The following is a 16,955-nucleotide window of genomic DNA, read 5'->3' as shown; positions in this document are numbered from 1 at the left end:
CCGCGCTCCGAGGCTTCGCCGCGCTCGAACTCTTGGAAGATGACATCGCGTTCCCGCGCCGCGATCCCGGGGCCGGTATCATAGACGGCGATGCAAACATCGCGGCCCCGCGGCCGCGCGCAAATCAAGACATGCCCGGCTTCCGTATAGCGCACGGCATTGGCGGCGAGATTTTGCACGATGCGGCGCAACATCTGCGGGTCCGACATCACCCAGAAGCGCGTCTTGCGGCATCGCAAGCCGATCCCTTTGTCGACCGCAAGCGGCAGCAGCCCGCCAACCACGGAATTGAAGACCTCGTTGAGATCGACGGGCTGAACATTCGGCCTCAGCGCGCCGGTCTCCAGTCGCGACAGATCGAGGATGGTACGCAGCAGATCTTCGACGATCGACAAGGCCTGGTCGACCTGCGCGACGAGCGGCTGGCCCGGCTGGCCATCCTCCATCTCGGCCAACGCCGACAAGGTCAATCGGGCAGCCTGCAGCGGCTGTAGGACGTCATGGCCGACGGCGGTAAAGAAGCCTGTCTTGATCCGGTCGGCCCGCTCGGCGACATCGCGCGCGCGCTTCAGTTCGAGATTGGAGCGCTCCAATTGCGCGAGAACTGTCTTGAGTTCCTCGGTACGGGCCTTGGCTTCACTGCCGAGCGCGATGACAGTCTGGAAGAGCGAGGCGGCATTTTCTGGCTGGTCCATTGCGCGTTCGGCGCGGCGCATCAGCACGCGATTGATCTTGGTCAGCTTCTCGATGCGCTGACCAGCGCCCTCGGCCTCCGCGGAATTTTCGTCCCGTCCATCGGGATCAATAAAATTCATCATCTGCTGACCGATCGGATTTCGCCTCGGAGCCTAGCCGAAAAATCGTGCGATTGACCTTGTATCGCGAACGATAGGGAATTTTACAGACCGGACCCAGGGGTTGTCTATGCGGGCTATACCTCGATCACAAGCACGTGGACCGTGGGTTTCTTGTTCCAGACAACGCCGACAGCCGCCCGGACCGCCTTTTCGATCGCAACCGAGACGACATTGGCGTCGCGCCGCTTCGGCCGCGGCAGCGAGTCGAAGGTCTGAAACAGAGCCGCATCAATGACTTCGTCGAGCGGAACTCCGGCTTCAGTGCGCTCCGGCAACCCTGTCAGAACGACGTCGGGGACGCCGGCCATTTCCCCCTTCCTGTCGATCGCCAAGGCAATGGCGACGACCCCGCCGAAGGCGAGGCGCTGACGGGCTTTGATGGACTCGGCCTCCAAAGGCACGAGAATGCTGCCGTCGCGCGCGATCTGGCCATGCGGCACCTCGTCGATGATCGCCGGCTCGCCCGGCGCAAGCACGACCATGTCGCCATTGCGCGCCTTGACGACGGTGGCAATGCCGCACTCGGCAGCGAAAATGGCATGTTCGGCGAGATGCAATTCCTCGCCATGCGCCGGCACGACGATCTTCGGGCGTACCCATTCGTAAAACTTAGCGACTTCGCCGCGCCGCGGATGACCCGAGGCATGAACCAATGCCGTACGGTCGGTGATGACTTCGATACCCTGCCCGACCAGATTGTTGACGATGCGCCCGACCTCGCGCTCATTGCCGGGAATGGTCCGCGACGAGAAGATCACCGTATCGCCCGGCGCGAGCTTGGCAATCGGATGATCGTCAATGGCGATACGCGCCATGGCCGCGCGCGGCTCGCCTTGGCTCCCGGTCGCAAGGACGACGATCTCGTCGCGCCCGAGCGACGCGTAAGCCTCGCCCGAAAGGAAAGGCTCGATGCCTTCGAGATAACCGTTCTCGCGGGCGACATTGACGACGCGCTCCATGGCGCGGCCCAAGAGAACGACCTTGCGGCCCGCGGCCCTTGCGGCGAGTGCCACGGCCCGGATGCGCGCGACATTCGAGGCGAAGGTGGTGACGACGACGCGGCCGCCGGCAGCGCCGATGACCTCATTCAATGCCAGAGCGACTTCGGCCTCCGAAGGGCTTATGCCGTCACGCAGGATGTTGGTGGAATCGCAGACGAGCGCAAGCACGCCTTCGTTGCCGATCTCCGTCAGCCGCGCCGCATCGGTCGGCAGGCCAAGCCCGGGTTCGGGATCGATTTTCCAATCCCCCGTGTGGAGGATCAAGCCTTGCGGCGTGCGGATCGCGAGCGCGCAGCTTTCCGGTATCGAATGCGCGACCGGGATGAATTCAACATCGAAGGGGTCGAGCTTGATGCGCTCGCCCTGCTTGACCGGCGAAATCGCGATTTCCGGCGCGTTGGAAATCCCTTCGAGACGAGCCGCGAGGAGCGCCGTCGCGAAAGGCGTCGCAAAGACCGGGCAGCGAAAGCGCGGCCAGAGTTCCGCGACGGCGCCGATATGGTCCTCGTGCGCATGCGTGATGATCAGTCCGACGAGATCGCGCTTGATCTTATCGACGAAGGCGAGATCCGGCAGGATAATCTCGATCCCCGCCTTTTCCGCATCGGCGAAGGCAAGGCCGCAATCAACCATCAGCCATTTGCGCTGGCGCTTCGGCCCGAGCCCATAAAGGGCGACATTCATGCCGATTTCGCCAAGGCCGCCCAGTGCTACAAAAACCAGTTCACTTCCCGCCGCGTCCATCCACTCACCTTATTCAATGGCCGAGAAGCACATCGCCGGCCTCGATCGAATGCGCGCCGCTCGCATCAACGAGAATCAAGCGGCCATCGGCGTCAATCGACTGGAAGATCCCCTCGAATTGCCGCGTCGCGGTCTTGACCTTGATTGGCGCGCCAATCCCGGCTGCAAGGCTTAACCATTCCGCACGGATGGCGTCAAAGCCTTGTTCGAAAACGCGCAGCCAATCGGCCATCTGCTGCGAGAGCAAAAAGAGAACATCCGCCGCTTTGCTCCGCCCCACACCCGCTTCGGCCAATGCCGCAGCCCGGTAGGGCAGATCCGGCGGGCGCGACTGGCAGTTGACGCCGAAGCCGGCGACAATGGCGTAAGCGCCATCGGCGAGCACCCGGCCCTCGACGAGAATTCCAGCAAGTTTTGCGCCGTCGAGCAGAATATCGTTGGGCCATTTCACACCAATGCGCGCCGGCTCGGCCACGAGCTGCCGCAAGGCGCGCGCGAGCGCAATGCCCGCAACGAAGCCGATTTGCGGCGCTGTCTGCGGGGTCGCAACGTCAATCAGCAGCACGCTCGCGTACAGGTTGCCCGGCGGCGATTGCCATTGGCGGCCGTGACGGCCGCGTCCCGCGGTCTGTGCACGGGCAACGACCCACGTGCGATTGGCGCCACCGCGCGCATGCTCAAAGGCGGCGTCGTTGGTCGAGCCGATCGTCTCATAGACGACGAGGTCATATCCGGCCGCGATCGCCGAGTCCGAAAGTATGAATGGATCGGCCGGTCCGGTCAAAGATCAGAACAGGCTTTTCGCAGCCGCAGCCGTCGCCGCGACGAACGGCGACGGATAGACCCAGAGGAACAGAACGAATAGGCCAGCCGCGGCAAGAACCACGTGCAGGACCCGCGGCGCTTTGTCGAAGACTGCGGTCGGTTCATCGAAATAGATGATTTTGACGACGCGCAAATAATAATAGGCGGCGACGACGCTGGTCAGAAAACCGATAACCGCGAGCGGGACGAGATGAGCCTGAACCGCCGCGTTGAAGACATAGAATTTGGCAAAAAAGCCGGCAAGCGGCGGCACACCCGCAAGCGAGAACATCAGCATCGACAGATAGAAGGCCATTGCGCCGTCCGAGCGGGCAAGTCCGGCGAGATCGCTGATATTCTCGACCGGCTTGCCGTCAACCCGCATCGACAGGATTGCGGCGAAGGTGCCAAGCACCATGACGAGATAGACGCCGAGATAAAAGAGGACGCCGGCAGTGCCCGCCTGATTATGTGCCGCGAGACCGACAAGCGCAAAGCCGACATGGCCGATCGAGGAATAGGCCATCAGCCGCTTGAAATTCTGCTGGCCGATAGCGGCGAAGGAGCCGAGCGCCATCGACAAGATCGAAATGAAAATGATGATCTGCTGCGATTGCAGCGCGATCCCCGGAAAGGCACTGATGATGACCCGCACCGTAATCGCAAAAGCTGCGATTTTCGGCGCCGACGCGAAGAAGGCCGTCACCGGCGTCGGCGCGCCCTGGTAGACATCCGGGGTCCACATATGAAAAGGCACAGCCGAAATCTTGAAGGCTAAGCCGGCCATGAGGAAGACAAGGCCAAAAATCACGCCCAGCGACGGCGTGCCCGTTACGGCTGAGGCAATGCCGGAAAAGGACACGGTGCCGGCGAAACCATAAAGCAGCGAAGCGCCATAAAGCAGCATGCCGGAAGACAGCGCGCCCAGCACGAAATATTTGAGGCCGGCCTCCGAGGCCTTGGCATCGTCGCGATGAAACGCGGCGACGACATAAAGCGCAAGCGACATCAGCTCAAGGCCAAGATAAAGCGCGATGAGCCCGTCTGCAGAAATGAGCATCGACATGCCGAGCGTCGACAGCAGAACGAGCACCGGAAACTCGAACTTGTTGATCTTTTCGCGCACGAGAAAATCATGTGCGATCAGCAGCGTGACGATCGAACCGATATAACAGAGGCCTTTGGCAAACCGGCCGAACCCGTCATCGACAAAGGCGCCGCCAAAGAGCACCGCATTCGCCTTGCCGCTGAACAGCGATAGGAACGCGAGGCCGAGAACGCCGACCGCCAGCTCCGTGATGATGAGTTCTGCGCGTTCGCGCATCGCGCCGACCAGGAGCAGCGCGAGGACGCCGACCGCCAGTATGGCCTCGGGCAGACTATGCGAAAGCGCAAAGATGAACCCGAAGTGCGTCATTCGGAGAAACCTATTGTCTGCAAAGCAATGGTGTGCGCCGAGGCGAAGCGCGCACCTGTGCCGTGAATGAGATTGGCGACGGAATTGGCGGTCCAGTCGAGAATCGGCCCCGGATGGACGCCGTAATAGATGACGAGCAAGATCAACGGCGTCATGATCGCGATCTCGCGCGGCGAAAGATCGAGGATATTTTGCAGGCTCGGCTTGTCCAGGACGCCGAAAATGATGCGGCGATAAAGGTAAAGCGCGTAGGCGGCGGAAAGAATCGTGCCCAGCGCAGCGAAAGCGCCGACCCAGGAATTAATGCGGAAAGCGCCGAGCATGGACAGGAACTCGCCGACGAAGCCTGATGTGCCCGGCAGGCCGATATTGGCCATGGTGAAAATCATGAAGGCCGCGGCATAGAGCGGCATCCGCTCGACCAAGCCGCCATAGGCCGCAATCTCGCGCGTGTGCATCCGGTCGTAGACCACGCCGACGCAAAGGAAGAGCGCGCCGGAGACGAGGCCATGCGAGATCATCAGGAAGATCGCACCCTCGATGCCCTGCTGCGTCATCGAAAATAAGCCGATCGTGACGAAACCCATATGCGCGACCGATGAATAGGCGATGAGCTTCTTCATGTCGGTCTGCACCAGCGCGACGAGCGAGGTGTAGATGATGGCGATGATCGACAGCGCGAAGATGAGCGGGGCAAAATAGGCCGAGGCATCGGGGAACATCGGGAGGGAAAAGCGCAGAAAACCGTATCCGCCCATTTTCAGGAGCACGCCGGCAAGGATAACCGAGCCCGCCGTCGGCGCCTCGACGTGAGCATCGGGAAGCCAGGTATGCACCGGCCACATCGGCATCTTCACCGCGAAGGAGGCGAAGAAAGCGAGCCAGAGCCATTTCTGCATCCCCGCCGGAAACGCGGTTTTGAGGAGAACCGTGATGTCCGTCGTGCCGGCATAGCTATACATCGCCATAATGGCGATGAGCATCAGGAGCGAACCGAGCAGCGTATAGAGAAAGAACTTGAACGCCGCGTAGACGCGTCTCTTGCCGCCCCAAATGCCGATGATGAGAAACATCGGGATGAGGCCGCCTTCGAAGAACAAATAGAACAAGATGAGGTCGAGCGCGCAGAAGACGCCGACCATCAAGGTCTCGAGGATCAGGAAGGCGACCATATATTCCTTCACCCGATTCTGAATCGATTGCCATGAGGCCAAGATGCAGAACGGCATCAGGAAAGTTGTCAGCAGGACGAACGGTGCGGAGAGCCCGTCAAGGCCGAGTTTGTAGACAAGACCGCCGCCGAACCAATGTTTCTCTTCGACGAGCTGGAAGGCCGAAGAACCGAGGTCGAGCTTCGCGTAAACGGCGAGCGACAACAGGAAGGTGACGATGGTCGTTGCGAGCGCCGCCCAGCGCGCATTGTTCTTTGTCGCCTCGTCGTCGCCGCGCAGGGCCAGAATGAAGGCGGCGCCAACGAGCGGAAGAAAGACGAGCCCCGTGAGGATGCCGAAACCGAACATCAGCGCAGGCTCCCGACGAGGTAATAGGTGATCAGCGCGGCAACGCCAATCAGCATGGCGAGCGCGTAATGGTAGAGATAGCCGCTCTGCAGCCGCACGACGCGATTGGTGACATCGACGACGCGCGCCGCGACGCCATCAGGGCCGAGGCGATCGATGATATTCTGATCGCCGCCCTTCCAGAACAGATTGCCGAGCCAAAATGCCGGCCGCACGAAGATGCGGTCATAAAGCTCGTCGAAATACCATTTGTTGAGCAGGAAGCGATAAAGCCCGGGCATGGCCTCCGCCCATTTCTGCGCCGTGCCGGGCGCGAGAATGTAGAAATAGAGCGCGAGGAAAAAGCCGCCGAGCATCATCAGCGTCGGAAACAGGCTGACGAGCGCGGGCACGTGCTCCATCGCCTCCAAGATATGATTCTCCGGACCATAGAAGAGCGACGACTTCCAGAATTCCGCGCTGCCCGAGCCGATGAAATCGTGCTTGAAGATCAGGCCCGCGACCAGCGCACCGAAGGCGAGCACATAAAGCGGGATCAGGACGACTGGCGGCGATTCGTGCGGATTGAGCGCATGGGCATGCTCGTCATGGGCATGCTCGTCATGAGAATGAGAATGATCGACATGAGCGGCCGCATGCGAGTCTGGCGCATGATCGGCGTGCCGGTGCGCGACCGCGACCGAAGCATGATCATCATGCGCCGCGTCCCAATGCGCGCGACCGAAGAAGGTCATGAACACCAGCCGCCATGAGTAAAAGGACGTCAACCCTGCGGCGACCGTCACGAGGATGAAGGCGTAGACGGCGGTCCAGCCGTGGCCGACATAGGACGCCTCGATGATCGCATCCTTAGAAAAATAGCCGGCCGTCAGCGGAAAGCCTGTCAGCGCCAATGTGCCGACCGTCATCATGACGAAGGTCACCGGAATCTTGCGTGCAAGATCGCCCATCTTCCGCATGTCCTGCTCATGATGCATGGCCATGATCACCGAGCCCGCACCGAGGAACAGCAGCGCCTTGAAAAAGGCATGGGTGAAGAGATGGAAAATGCCGAGCGAATAGCCGCCGACGCCAAGGCCGACGAACATATAGCCGAGCTGCGAACAAGTCGAATAGGCGATGACGCGCTTGATGTCGTTTTGCACGAGGCCGATTGTGGCCGCGAAAAAGGCTGTGGTGCCGCCAATGAAGGTGACGAAGGCCAGCGCCGTCGGCGATTGCTCGAACAGGGGCGAAAGCCGGGCGACCATGAAGACGCCGGCGGTCACCATGGTCGCGGCATGGATCAGCGCCGAAACCGGCGTCGGGCCTTCCATTGCATCGGGCAGCCAGGTGTGCAGCAGAAATTGCGCCGATTTGCCCATCGCGCCCATGAAGAGCAGCAGGCAGGTGATCGTCATCGCATCAAGATCGGCGCCGAAGACGTGAATAGTCTTATGCGCGAGTCCTGGCGCGGCGGCGAAGATCGGATCGAAGGTCACCGAATTCGTCAGGATGAAGACGAGGAAGATGCCGAGCGTGAAGCCGAAATCGCCGACGCGGTTGACGACGAACGCTTTGATCGCCGCGGCGTTGGCCGACGGCTTCTGATACCAGAATCCGATGAGCAGATAAGAAGCGAGGCCGACGCCCTCCCAACCGAAGAACATCTGCACCAGATTATCCGCCGTCACCAGCATGAGCATGGCGAAGGTGAACAGCGACAGATAAGCGAAGAAGCGCGGGCGCGACGGATCGTCGTGCATATAGCCCATCGAATAAAGATGCACGAGCGCCGAGACCGTCGTCACGACGACGAGCATGACGGCAGTCAGCGTATCGACGCGCAAAGCCCAGTCGACGTGCAAAGTGCCGGAGTTGAACCAACTCGTGAGAAGCTCGATCGACGACGGGCTTTGGTTGGTTAGAAACCCGGCAAAGGTGACCCAGGCGAGCGCCGCGGCAACAAAAAGCAAGCTCGTCGTGAAAAGCTCGGACGGTCGCGGCCCGATAAACCGGCCGAACAGGCCGGCAATCAGAAAGCCCGCCAGCGGAAGAAAGACGATCGCCTGATACATGCGCCGCTCAGCCCTTCATCAGGTTGATGTCTTCGACCGCGATCGTGCCGCGGTTGCGATAATAGGTGACGAGAATGGCAAGGCCGATCGCAGCTTCCGCGGCCGCGACCGTCAGCACGAAGAGCGCGAAAACCTGGCCGGTGAGATCGCCCAGGAAAGCCGAAAAGGCGACGAGGTTGATATTGACCGAAAGCAAAATCAGCTCGACCGACATCAAAATGATGATGATGTTCTTGCGATTGATGATGATGCCGGCGACGCCGAGCGTGAAGAGGATAGCGGCGACAACAAGATAATGCCCTAGCGCAACGTGCATCGCTACACTCCTGCCCGCGAGGGCTGTTTCTTCAATTCGACCGCGGTGGCTGCGGTGCGCGCATTCTGCTCGGCAATAATCTGCCGCTTGACGCCTTGCTTATGGTGCAAAGTGAGCACGATCGCGCCCACCATCGCCGTCAACAGGACAAGCCCCGAGGCCTCGAAGAGATAAGCATATTGCGTATAGAGCACGCGGCCGAGCGCCGCCGTATTGGTGAGACCGTGGGGCATCGGCGATGCCGTCTGGCCGAGCGTGCCGGCGCCGAGATGCCAGGCCGCGACGCAAAACGCGAGCTCGACGAGGACGATGCCGCCGACCGTGACGCCGAACGGCAGATTGCGCTGGAAGCCCTGTTTCAACTCGGCGAAATCGACGTCGAGCATCATCACGACGAAGAGGAAGAGGACGGCGACCGCGCCGACATAGACGATGACGAGGATCATCGCCAAAAATTCCGCGCCGAGCAGCAGGAAAAGCCCCGCCGCATTGACGAAAGCGAGGATGAGAAACAGCACCGAATGAACGGGATTGCGCGCGGTGATCACCATAAAGGCCGAGGCGATCATGATGGCGGAAAAGAGATAGAAGAAGAAGGTGACGGTACTCACCGCGTCGATCCCCCGCTTGCCTTGTCCATCATCGCCATCTTCCCCCTCTTATTCTTATCGATACGGCGCATCGAGGGCGATGTTGCGGGCAATTTCCCGCTCCCACCGGTCGCCGTTGGCAAGCAGCCGGGCTTTATCGAAGTAGAGTTCCTCGCGCGTTTCGACGGAGAACTCGGCGTTCGGCCCCTCGACGATCGCATCGACGGGGCAGGCCTCCTGGCAGAAGCCGCAATAGATGCATTTCACCATATCGATGTCGTAACGGGTCGTGCGGCGCGTTCCATCGTTGCGGCGCGGCCCCGCCTCGATCGTGATTGCCTGCGCCGGACAGATCGCCTCGCAAAGCTTGCAGGCGATGCAGCGTTCTTCGCCGTTCGGATAGCGTCGCAAGGCGTGCTCGCCGCGATAGCGCGGCGATTGCGGATTCTTTTCATGCGGATAATTCAGCGTCGCCTTGGGCTTGAAGAAATAGCGCATCGACAGAAAGAACGCGCCGACGAATTCCTTCAGGAAGAGCGATTTGGCCGCAGCTTCGATTTTCATCGCATCACCTCACTGCGCCATCGCGCTGCCCCAGCCCGTGAGCTGAAGCACCGCGGCGACGAGAACCACCATGAAGAGCGAGATCGGCAGGAACACTTTCCAGCCGAGCCGCATGAGCTGATCGTAGCGGTAGCGCGGCACGAAAGCCTTCACCATGGCGAACATGAAGAAGAGGCCGCAAACCTTCAACACGAACCAGATCGGGCCCGGGATCCAGGTGAACGGCGCGAACGGAATCGGAGAAAGCCAGCCACCGAGGAAAAGGATCGATCCCAGCGCACACATGGTGATGATCGCCACATATTCGGCGAGCATGAAAAGCATGTAGGGCGTCGAGGAATATTCGACCATGAAGCCGGCGACGAGTTCGGACTCCGCTTCGACGAGATCGAACGGCGGCCGGTTCGTCTCCGCCAAAGCCGAGACGAAGAAGATCACGAACATCGGCAGGAGCGGCAGCCAATACCAGCCGAAAAGCCCGAAGCGCGTGTCCTGCGCCTTGACGATATCTTCAAGGTTCAGCGAGCCGACGCAAAGCAGCACGGTGATCAGCACGAAGCCGATCGAGACCTCATAGGAAACCATCTGCGCCGCCGAGCGCAGCGCTGACAGAAACGGATATTTCGAATTCGACGCCCAGCCGCCCATGATAATGCCATAGACGGAGAGCGACGAGATCGCGAAAATATAGAGAATGCCGACGTTGATATTGGCGACGCCCCAGCCCTGGCTGATCGGGATGACCGCCCAGGCGGCAAGCGCCAGAAAGCCGGTGATGACCGGCGCCAAAACGAACAGGCCCTTGTTCGCGCTATCCGGAATAATCGGCTCCTTCAGCACGAATTTGATCATGTCGGCAAAGCTCTGCCACAGCCCCCAGGGACCGACGACATTCGGCCCGCGCCGCAATTGCACCGCCGCCCAGATCTTGCGATCAGCGTAGAGGATATAAGCAATGAAGATCAGCAGAACGACGAGCAGGACGACGCTCTTCAGAAGGGTCAGCAGCAGCGCCAGAACGTCCATAATCGATCCTACTCCGCCGCTTGCTTCAGGCTGCCGCGCGCCAGCGCCGAACATTCGGCCATGACGGCCGAGGCGCGCGCGATCGGATTGGTGAGGAAGAAATCATTGACCGGCGACACGAAGGGCCTGTCGCTTGCCGCAACGCCGCCATCGGCAATCTTCGTCAGATCCGCGGGGTCGCCTGCGACGATTTCGTCGATCTTGGCGAAGAGCGGATAATCGGCAAAAAGCTTCTGCCGCAACGCATGGAGCGAATCGAACGGCAGTGTCTTGTCGACGACCGCCGACAAGGCGCGCAGGATCGCCCAGTCCTCGCGCGCATCGCCAGGCGGAAAATTCGCCCGTTCGGCGAGCTGCACGCGGCCTTCCGTATTGACGTAAAGACCCGGCTTCTCGGTATAGGTCGCCCCCGGCAGAATGACGTCGGCGCGATGCGCGCCACGGTCGCCATGCGTGCCTTGATAGACGACGAAGGCGCCCGGCGCGATGCCGATTTCATCGGCGCCGAGATTGAAGAGAACGTCGAGCGCGCCGGCCTTCGCCATGCTCAGTGCATCAAGACCGCCTTCGCCCGGCACGAAGCCGAGATCGAGCGCCCCGACGCGGGCCGCCGCAGTGTGCAGAATGCCGAAGCCGGTCCAGCCTTCCTTGATGCAGCCGAGCGAAATCGCCGCCTTGGCGGCGAGCGCGAGGATCGCCTGGCCGTCCGGCCGCGCCAGAGCGCCCTGGCCGAGAAACAGCAACGGCCGCTCTTTTTGCGCCGGCGGATGATCGACGAAGCGGGCGAGACTCTCCGGCCCGGCGCCGAGATAATTGTAATCGTAGGTGAGATCGGCCCTTTCGCCGATGAGGCCGACGAGCAGATTGCCCTTCAGCCAGCGCTTGCGGATGCGCGCATTGAAGACCGGCGACTCCTTGCGCGGATTGGAGCCGATGATCAGGATCGCATCGGCGTCCTCGATGCCGGCGACGGTCGGATTGAAAATATAGCTTGTCCGGCCGAATTTCGGATCGAGCTTGCTGCCATCCTGGCGGCCATCGAGCGAGACGACGCCCAGGCTTTGCATCAGCAGCTTCAACGCGAACATCTCTTCCGCCGCAGCAAGGTCGCCGGCGATCGCGCCGATGCGCGCGGCGGGCGCCGTCTTGATCTTCGCGGCGATCGCGGCGAAAGCCTCTTGCCAGCTCGCCGAGCGAAGCCGGCCATTCTCGCGGATATAAGGTCGGTCAAGCCGCCGCGTCTTCAAGCCGTCGACAATCTGGCGCGTTTTGTCGGAAATCCATTCCTCGTTCACCGCATCATTGATCCGCGGCAGGATGCGCATCACCTCGCGACCGCGCGTATCAACCCGGATCGAAGAGCCGAGCGCATCCATCACATCGACGGATTCGGTTTTCGTCAGCTCCCAGGACCGCGCCTTGAACGAATAGGGCTTCGGCAGCAAGGCGCCGACTGGGCAGAGATCGGCGATATTGCCTTGCAGTTCCGAACCCATCGCGGTTTCGAGATAGGTCGTGATCTCCATATCCTCGCCGCGGCCGATCGCGCCCATGTCGCCGGTGCCGGCGACTTCCGCGGTGAAGCGGACGCAACGCGTGCAATGAATGCAGCGGTTCATCGAGGTGCGCACGAGCGGACCGATATATTTGTCCTCGACCGCACGCTTGTTCTCGGCATAGCGCGAGCCGGAAAAGCCGAAAGCGACGGCCTGATCCTGCAGATCGCATTCGCCGCCCTGGTCGCAGATCGGGCAATCGAGCGGATGATTGATGAGCAGGAATTCCATCACACCATGGCGCGCCTTCTTCACCATCGGCGAATTGGTCAAGACGACCGGCGGCTCGCCTTTCGGGCCAGGGCGCAGATCGCGCACCGCCATGGCGCAGGAGGCAACCGGCTTCGGCGGACCGCCCTTCGCCTCGACGAGGCACATGCGGCAATTGCCGGCGATCGACAGCCGCTCGTGAAAGCAGAAGCGCGGAATCTCCGCGCCCGCAGCCTCGCAGGCCTGCAGCAGCGTATAGTCCGGCGGCACGTCGACTTCGACGCCGTCGACGATGAGCTTGCTGAGCTTGGCTGGTTCCGTCATCGCCCTACTCCGCCGCCACGCCGAGACCGGCCACGGGTTCCGAATGCGGATTGGCCGAATAATCGTCGATCTTCTTTTCGATCTCGGCACGGAAATGCCGGATCAAGCCCTGCACCGGCCAGGCCGCCGCATCGCCCAGCGCGCAGATCGTATGGCCTTCGATTTCGGTCGTCACTTCGAGCAGCAAATCGATCTCGCGCTTTTGCGCGCGCCCCTCGCTCATGCGGGTCAGCACGCGCCACATCCAGCCCGTGCCCTCGCGGCACGGGGTGCATTGGCCGCAGCTCTCGTGCTTGTAGAAATAGCTGATGCGGGTAATGGCGCGAACGATATCGGTCGATTTATCGATGACGATCACCGCCGCCGTGCCGAGGCCCGATTTCAGATTGCGCAGCGTGTCGAAATCCATGGGCGCGTCGATGATCTCATGCGCCGGCACCAGCGGCACCGAGGAGCCGCCGGGAATGACCGCCAGCAGATTGTCCCAGCCGCCGCGAATGCCGCCGCAATGGCGCTCGATCAATTCGCGGAACGGGATCGACATCGCCTCTTCGACATTGCATGGCGTGTTGACGTGGCCGGAGATGCAATAAAGCTTCGTGCCCTTGTTGTTCTCAGCGCCGAAGCTCGAGAACCAGGCGGCGCCGCGGCGCAGGATCGCCGGCGCGGCGGCGATCGATTCGACATTGTTCACCGTCGTCGGACAGCCGTAGAGGCCCATATTGGCCGGGAACGGCGGCTTCATCCGCGGCATGCCCTTCTTGCCTTCGAGCGATTCGAGCAACGCGCTTTCCTCGCCGCAGATATAGGCGCCGGCGCCGTGATGCACGTAAATGTCGAAAGGCCAGCCATGAACATTGTCTTGGCCGACGAGACGGGCTTCATAAGCCTCGTCAATCGCCGCCTGCATGCGTGCAAATTCCAGGCGATATTCGCCGCGGATATAGATGTAGCAGGCATGCGCCTGCATCGCGAAGGACGCGAGCAGACAGCCCTCGATCAAGAGATGCGGATCGTTGCGAAGGATCTCGCGATCCTTGCAGGTGCCGGGCTCGGACTCGTCGGCATTGACGACGAGATAGGACGGCCGCGCCGGGTCGGGCTTCGGCATGAAGGACCATTTGAGACCCGTCGGGAAGCCGGCGCCACCGCGCCCGCGCAGGCCCGAGGCCTTCATCTCATTAATGACCCAGTCCTTGCCCTTGTCGATGATGGCCTTGGTATTGTCCCAGCCGCCGCGCGCCTGAGCGCCCTTCAGACGCCAGTCGCCGAAGCCGTAGAGATTGAGGAAGATGCGATCCTTATCTTCGAGCATCGCGGACCTCAATGTTCGCCGGAGCCGGGCTCGACCGCGGGCGGCGGCGCCGCAACGGTCTTCTCCGGCTGCGCGACGGAATGTTTGTGCTCTTGTTTGATCCGTTCGCTCGCTGGCTCACCCGGCGCCTCGTTCTGGACCCGCCATTCGCCGCGCGCGGCGCCGGCAGCGCCGCCGCTCGGCGCCGCGTGCATGCTCTCTGGGCCGCTGACGCCGTCGCGGCCGTAAAGACTCGTGAGCGAGGTCAGACCGCCGGCGGGCTCGGAGGTTCTACGGCCGGTTTGCGACCCCGTCTTGACGGGACGTCCGGCGGCAAGATCATCGAGCAGCGTGTTGAAATTTTCCTCGGTTAGGTCTTCGTAATAATCGTCGTTGATCTGCACCATCGGCGCGTTGCAGCAGGCCCCCAGACACTCGACCTCGAGCCAGGAAAAGGTACCGTCCGCCGTCACATGGTTTTGCGGGCCGATGCGTCTTTCAAGGACTTTTTTGATAGTATCGGCGCCGCGCAGGACGCAGGGCGTCGTGCCGCAGAACTGGATGAAATATTTGCCGACCGGCGCGAGATTGAACATCGTGTAGAAGGTCGCGACCTCGAGCGCGCGGATCGGCAACATGCCGAGCTTCGCCGCGACACTCTCGATCGCCGGTTTCGGCAGCCAGCCGCCGTTCTGCTTCTGCGCGATCCAAAGCAAAGCGATGATGGCCGAGGCCTGGCGGCCCGGCGGATATTTGGCGATCTCCTGCGCGCACCGCGCCTCATTCTCCGGCGTGAAGGCGAAGCTCTCGGGCTGCACTTCGGCAAGGCGGCGCACGCTCATCGATCGACCTCGCCAAAGACGATGTCGATCGAGCCGAGAATGGCGCTGATATCGGCCAGCATCGATTTGCGGCAGAGGAAATCCATCGCCTGCAAATGCGCAAAGCCCGGAGCGCGGATTTTGCAGCGGTAAGGTTTGTTGGTGCCGTCGGAGACGAGATAGACGCCGAATTCGCCCTTGGGCGCTTCGACCGCGGCATAGACCTCGCCCGCCGGCACGTGCACGCCCTCGGTATAAAGCTTGAAGTGATGGATCAGTGCTTCCATCGATTGCTTCATCTCGGCGCGGCTCGGCGGCGCGACCTTGCCTTGGACATGCACCGGACCCTGGCCGCCCGGCGACATGAGCTTCTCGACGCATTGCTGCATGATCTTCGTCGCCTGCCGCATCTCTTCCATGCGGATGACCTGGCGATCGTAATTGTCGCCGTGCCGGCCGACGGGAATATCGAAGTCCATCTCCTCGTAGCACTCGTAAGGCTGCGCTTTGCGCAAATCCCACGGCGCGCCGGAGCCGCGAACCATGACGCCGGAAAAACCCCAGCGCCAGCAATCCTCAAGGCTCACAACGCCGATGTCGACATTGCGCTGCTTGAAGATGCGGTTTTCGATGAAAAGCTCTTGCAGGTCGTCGAGCACCTTAAAGAAAGGATCGCACCAGGCGCCGATGTCCTCGATCAATTGCGGCGGCAAGTCCTGATGCACGCCGCCCGGCCGGAAATAGCCGGCGTGCATGCGCGCGCCCGAGGCGCGCTCGTAAAAGACCATCAGCTTTTCGCGCTCCTCGAACCCCCAGAGCGGCGGCGTCAGCGCGCCGACGTCCATTGCCTGTGTCGTGACGTTGAGGAGATGCGAAAGGATGCGGCCGATTTCGGAATAGAGCACGCGAATCAATTGAGCGCGGCGCGGCACCTCGACGCCGAGCAGCCTTTCGATGGCGAGGCAGAAGGCGTGCTCCTGATTCATCGGGGCGACGTAATCGAGCCGGTCGAAATAGGGCACGTTCTGCAGATAGGTGCGCGCCTCCATCAGCTTTTCGGTACCGCGGTGGAGCAGTCCGATATGCGGATCGACACGCTCGACGATTTCGCCATCGAGTTCGAGAACGAGGCGCAACACGCCATGCGCGGCCGGATGCTGCGGGCCGAAATTGATCGAGAAATTGCGGACGTTCTGCTCGTTCATTGCGGCTTGACCTGCGGAGTCTCCGCCGCCGGCGGCACGCTTGCTTTTTCGTCGCCGGGCAGCACGTAATCGATTGCGCCTTCCCACGGCGACAGAAAGTCGAAACTGCGGAATTCCTGCCGCAGATTGACCGGCTCGTAGACGACGCGTTTTTCGGCATCGTCGTAGCGGACTTCGACATAACCGGTCATCGGGAAATCCTTGCGCAAGGGATGGCCCTCGAAGCCATAGTCGGTGAGGATGCGGCGCAAGTCGGGATGGCCGGAAAAGAGCACGCCGAACAAATCATAGGTCTCGCGTTCAAACCAATTGGCGGCCGGGTAAAGCGCGGTGAGCGAGGCCACCGGCTGATCCTCCTCCGTCGCGACCTTGACCCGGATGCGCCGGTTATGCTTCGGCGAGAGCAGATGCGTGACGACATCGAAGCGCGGCACGCGCGTCGGATAATCGACCGCGGTCAAATCGATGAAAGAGACGAAGAGACAGGAAGGATCATCGCGCAGGTAACGCACCGTCTCGATCAAGCGCGACGGCTCGACCTCGAGCGTCAGCTCATTATAGTCAACGGCGTGGGCGCGGATGGCGCCCGGCAATGTGGCAGCGATCGAAGTTCCAAGGGCCCGAAGCGCGTCGCTCATCCGCATCAATC

The 16,955-nt window shown here is 61.5% G+C and carries 14 protein-coding genes and 1 pseudogene; all 15 read right to left on the bottom strand.

Annotated elements, in window-relative coordinates:
• Nucleotides 1–818 (bottom strand): HAMP domain-containing sensor histidine kinase (locus tag Q0025_RS05355; protein ID WP_297296760.1); only part of this gene is annotated, 818 nt, incomplete at its 3' end.
• A gap of 113 nt (nt 819–931) precedes the next feature.
• Entirely contained in the window at nt 932–2,602 is a 1,671-nt protein-coding gene (locus Q0025_RS05350) for a ribonuclease J (RefSeq protein WP_297296758.1), read from the bottom strand.
• A 13-nt stretch (nt 2,603–2,615) separates the two neighbouring features.
• On the bottom strand, nt 2,616–3,386 hold the full coding sequence (locus Q0025_RS05345; protein ID WP_297296756.1) for a biotin--[acetyl-CoA-carboxylase] ligase: 771 nt from the start codon (nt 3,384–3,386) through the stop codon (nt 2,616–2,618).
• Between the two features lie 3 nt (nt 3,387–3,389).
• The gene (gene nuoN, locus Q0025_RS05340; protein ID WP_297296754.1) at nt 3,390–4,823 is read right to left on the bottom strand and encodes an NADH-quinone oxidoreductase subunit NuoN; all 1,434 of its coding nucleotides are present in this window, start codon (nt 4,821–4,823) and stop codon (nt 3,390–3,392) included.
• A complete protein-coding gene (locus Q0025_RS05335; protein WP_297296752.1) occupies nt 4,820–6,343 on the bottom strand; it encodes an NADH-quinone oxidoreductase subunit M in 1,524 nt (507 codons plus the stop codon). The genes nuoN and Q0025_RS05335 overlap by 4 nt, the downstream gene beginning before the upstream one ends.
• Nucleotides 6,343–8,400: an NADH-quinone oxidoreductase subunit L gene (gene nuoL / locus Q0025_RS05330; protein WP_297296750.1), complete on the bottom strand. Its 2,058-nt coding sequence runs from the start codon at nt 8,398–8,400 to the stop codon at nt 6,343–6,345. Before nuoL ends, Q0025_RS05335 begins: the two co-directional genes overlap by 1 nt.
• Nucleotides 8,401–8,407: 7 nt before the next feature.
• Nucleotides 8,408–8,716, bottom strand: a complete 309-nt coding sequence (gene nuoK, locus Q0025_RS05325; RefSeq protein WP_297296748.1) for an NADH-quinone oxidoreductase subunit NuoK — start codon at nt 8,714–8,716, stop codon at nt 8,408–8,410.
• A gap of 2 nt (nt 8,717–8,718) precedes the next feature.
• Nucleotides 8,719–9,327: an NADH-quinone oxidoreductase subunit J gene (locus Q0025_RS05320; protein WP_297296746.1), complete on the bottom strand. Its 609-nt coding sequence runs from the start codon at nt 9,325–9,327 to the stop codon at nt 8,719–8,721.
• Nucleotides 9,328–9,381: 54 nt separating this feature from the next.
• On the bottom strand, nt 9,382–9,870 hold the full coding sequence (nuoI, locus tag Q0025_RS05315; RefSeq protein ID WP_297296744.1) for an NADH-quinone oxidoreductase subunit NuoI: 489 nt from the start codon (nt 9,868–9,870) through the stop codon (nt 9,382–9,384).
• A 9-nt stretch (nt 9,871–9,879) separates the two neighbouring features.
• Nucleotides 9,880–10,896 carry an NADH-quinone oxidoreductase subunit NuoH gene (gene nuoH, locus Q0025_RS05310; RefSeq protein ID WP_297296742.1) on the bottom strand — a complete coding sequence of 339 codons (1,017 nt, stop codon included), beginning with the start codon at nt 10,894–10,896 and terminating at the stop codon, nt 9,880–9,882.
• An 8-nt stretch (nt 10,897–10,904) separates the two neighbouring features.
• Complete coding sequence (gene nuoG, locus Q0025_RS05305; protein ID WP_297296740.1) at nt 10,905–12,986, bottom strand: NADH-quinone oxidoreductase subunit NuoG; 2,082 nt, start codon at nt 12,984–12,986, stop codon at nt 10,905–10,907.
• Between the two features lie 4 nt (nt 12,987–12,990).
• Nucleotides 12,991–14,301: an NADH-quinone oxidoreductase subunit NuoF gene (gene nuoF, locus Q0025_RS05300; protein WP_297296738.1), complete on the bottom strand. Its 1,311-nt coding sequence runs from the start codon at nt 14,299–14,301 to the stop codon at nt 12,991–12,993.
• A 233-nt stretch (nt 14,302–14,534) separates the two neighbouring features.
• Nucleotides 14,535–15,122 (bottom strand): annotated as a pseudogene (gene nuoE, locus Q0025_RS05295) (NADH-quinone oxidoreductase subunit NuoE); the annotation flags it as partial.
• Nucleotides 15,119–16,306, bottom strand: a complete 1,188-nt coding sequence (locus tag Q0025_RS05290; protein WP_297296736.1) for an NADH-quinone oxidoreductase subunit D — start codon at nt 16,304–16,306, stop codon at nt 15,119–15,121. The pseudogene nuoE and the gene Q0025_RS05290, both read right to left, overlap by 4 nt.
• On the bottom strand, nt 16,303–16,944 hold the full coding sequence (locus Q0025_RS05285; protein WP_297296734.1) for an NADH-quinone oxidoreductase subunit C: 642 nt from the start codon (nt 16,942–16,944) through the stop codon (nt 16,303–16,305). The genes Q0025_RS05290 and Q0025_RS05285 overlap by 4 nt, the downstream gene beginning before the upstream one ends.
• Between the last annotated feature and the right edge of the window lie 11 nt (nt 16,945–16,955).

Origin of the sequence: uncultured Methylovirgula sp., from assembly GCF_947646745.1 — a bacterium.
Taxonomy (GTDB): Bacteria; Pseudomonadota; Alphaproteobacteria; order Rhizobiales; family Beijerinckiaceae; genus Methylovirgula.
The sequence above is the reverse complement of the archived record's forward strand: the minus strand, read 5'-3'. Positions and strand labels throughout refer to the sequence as shown.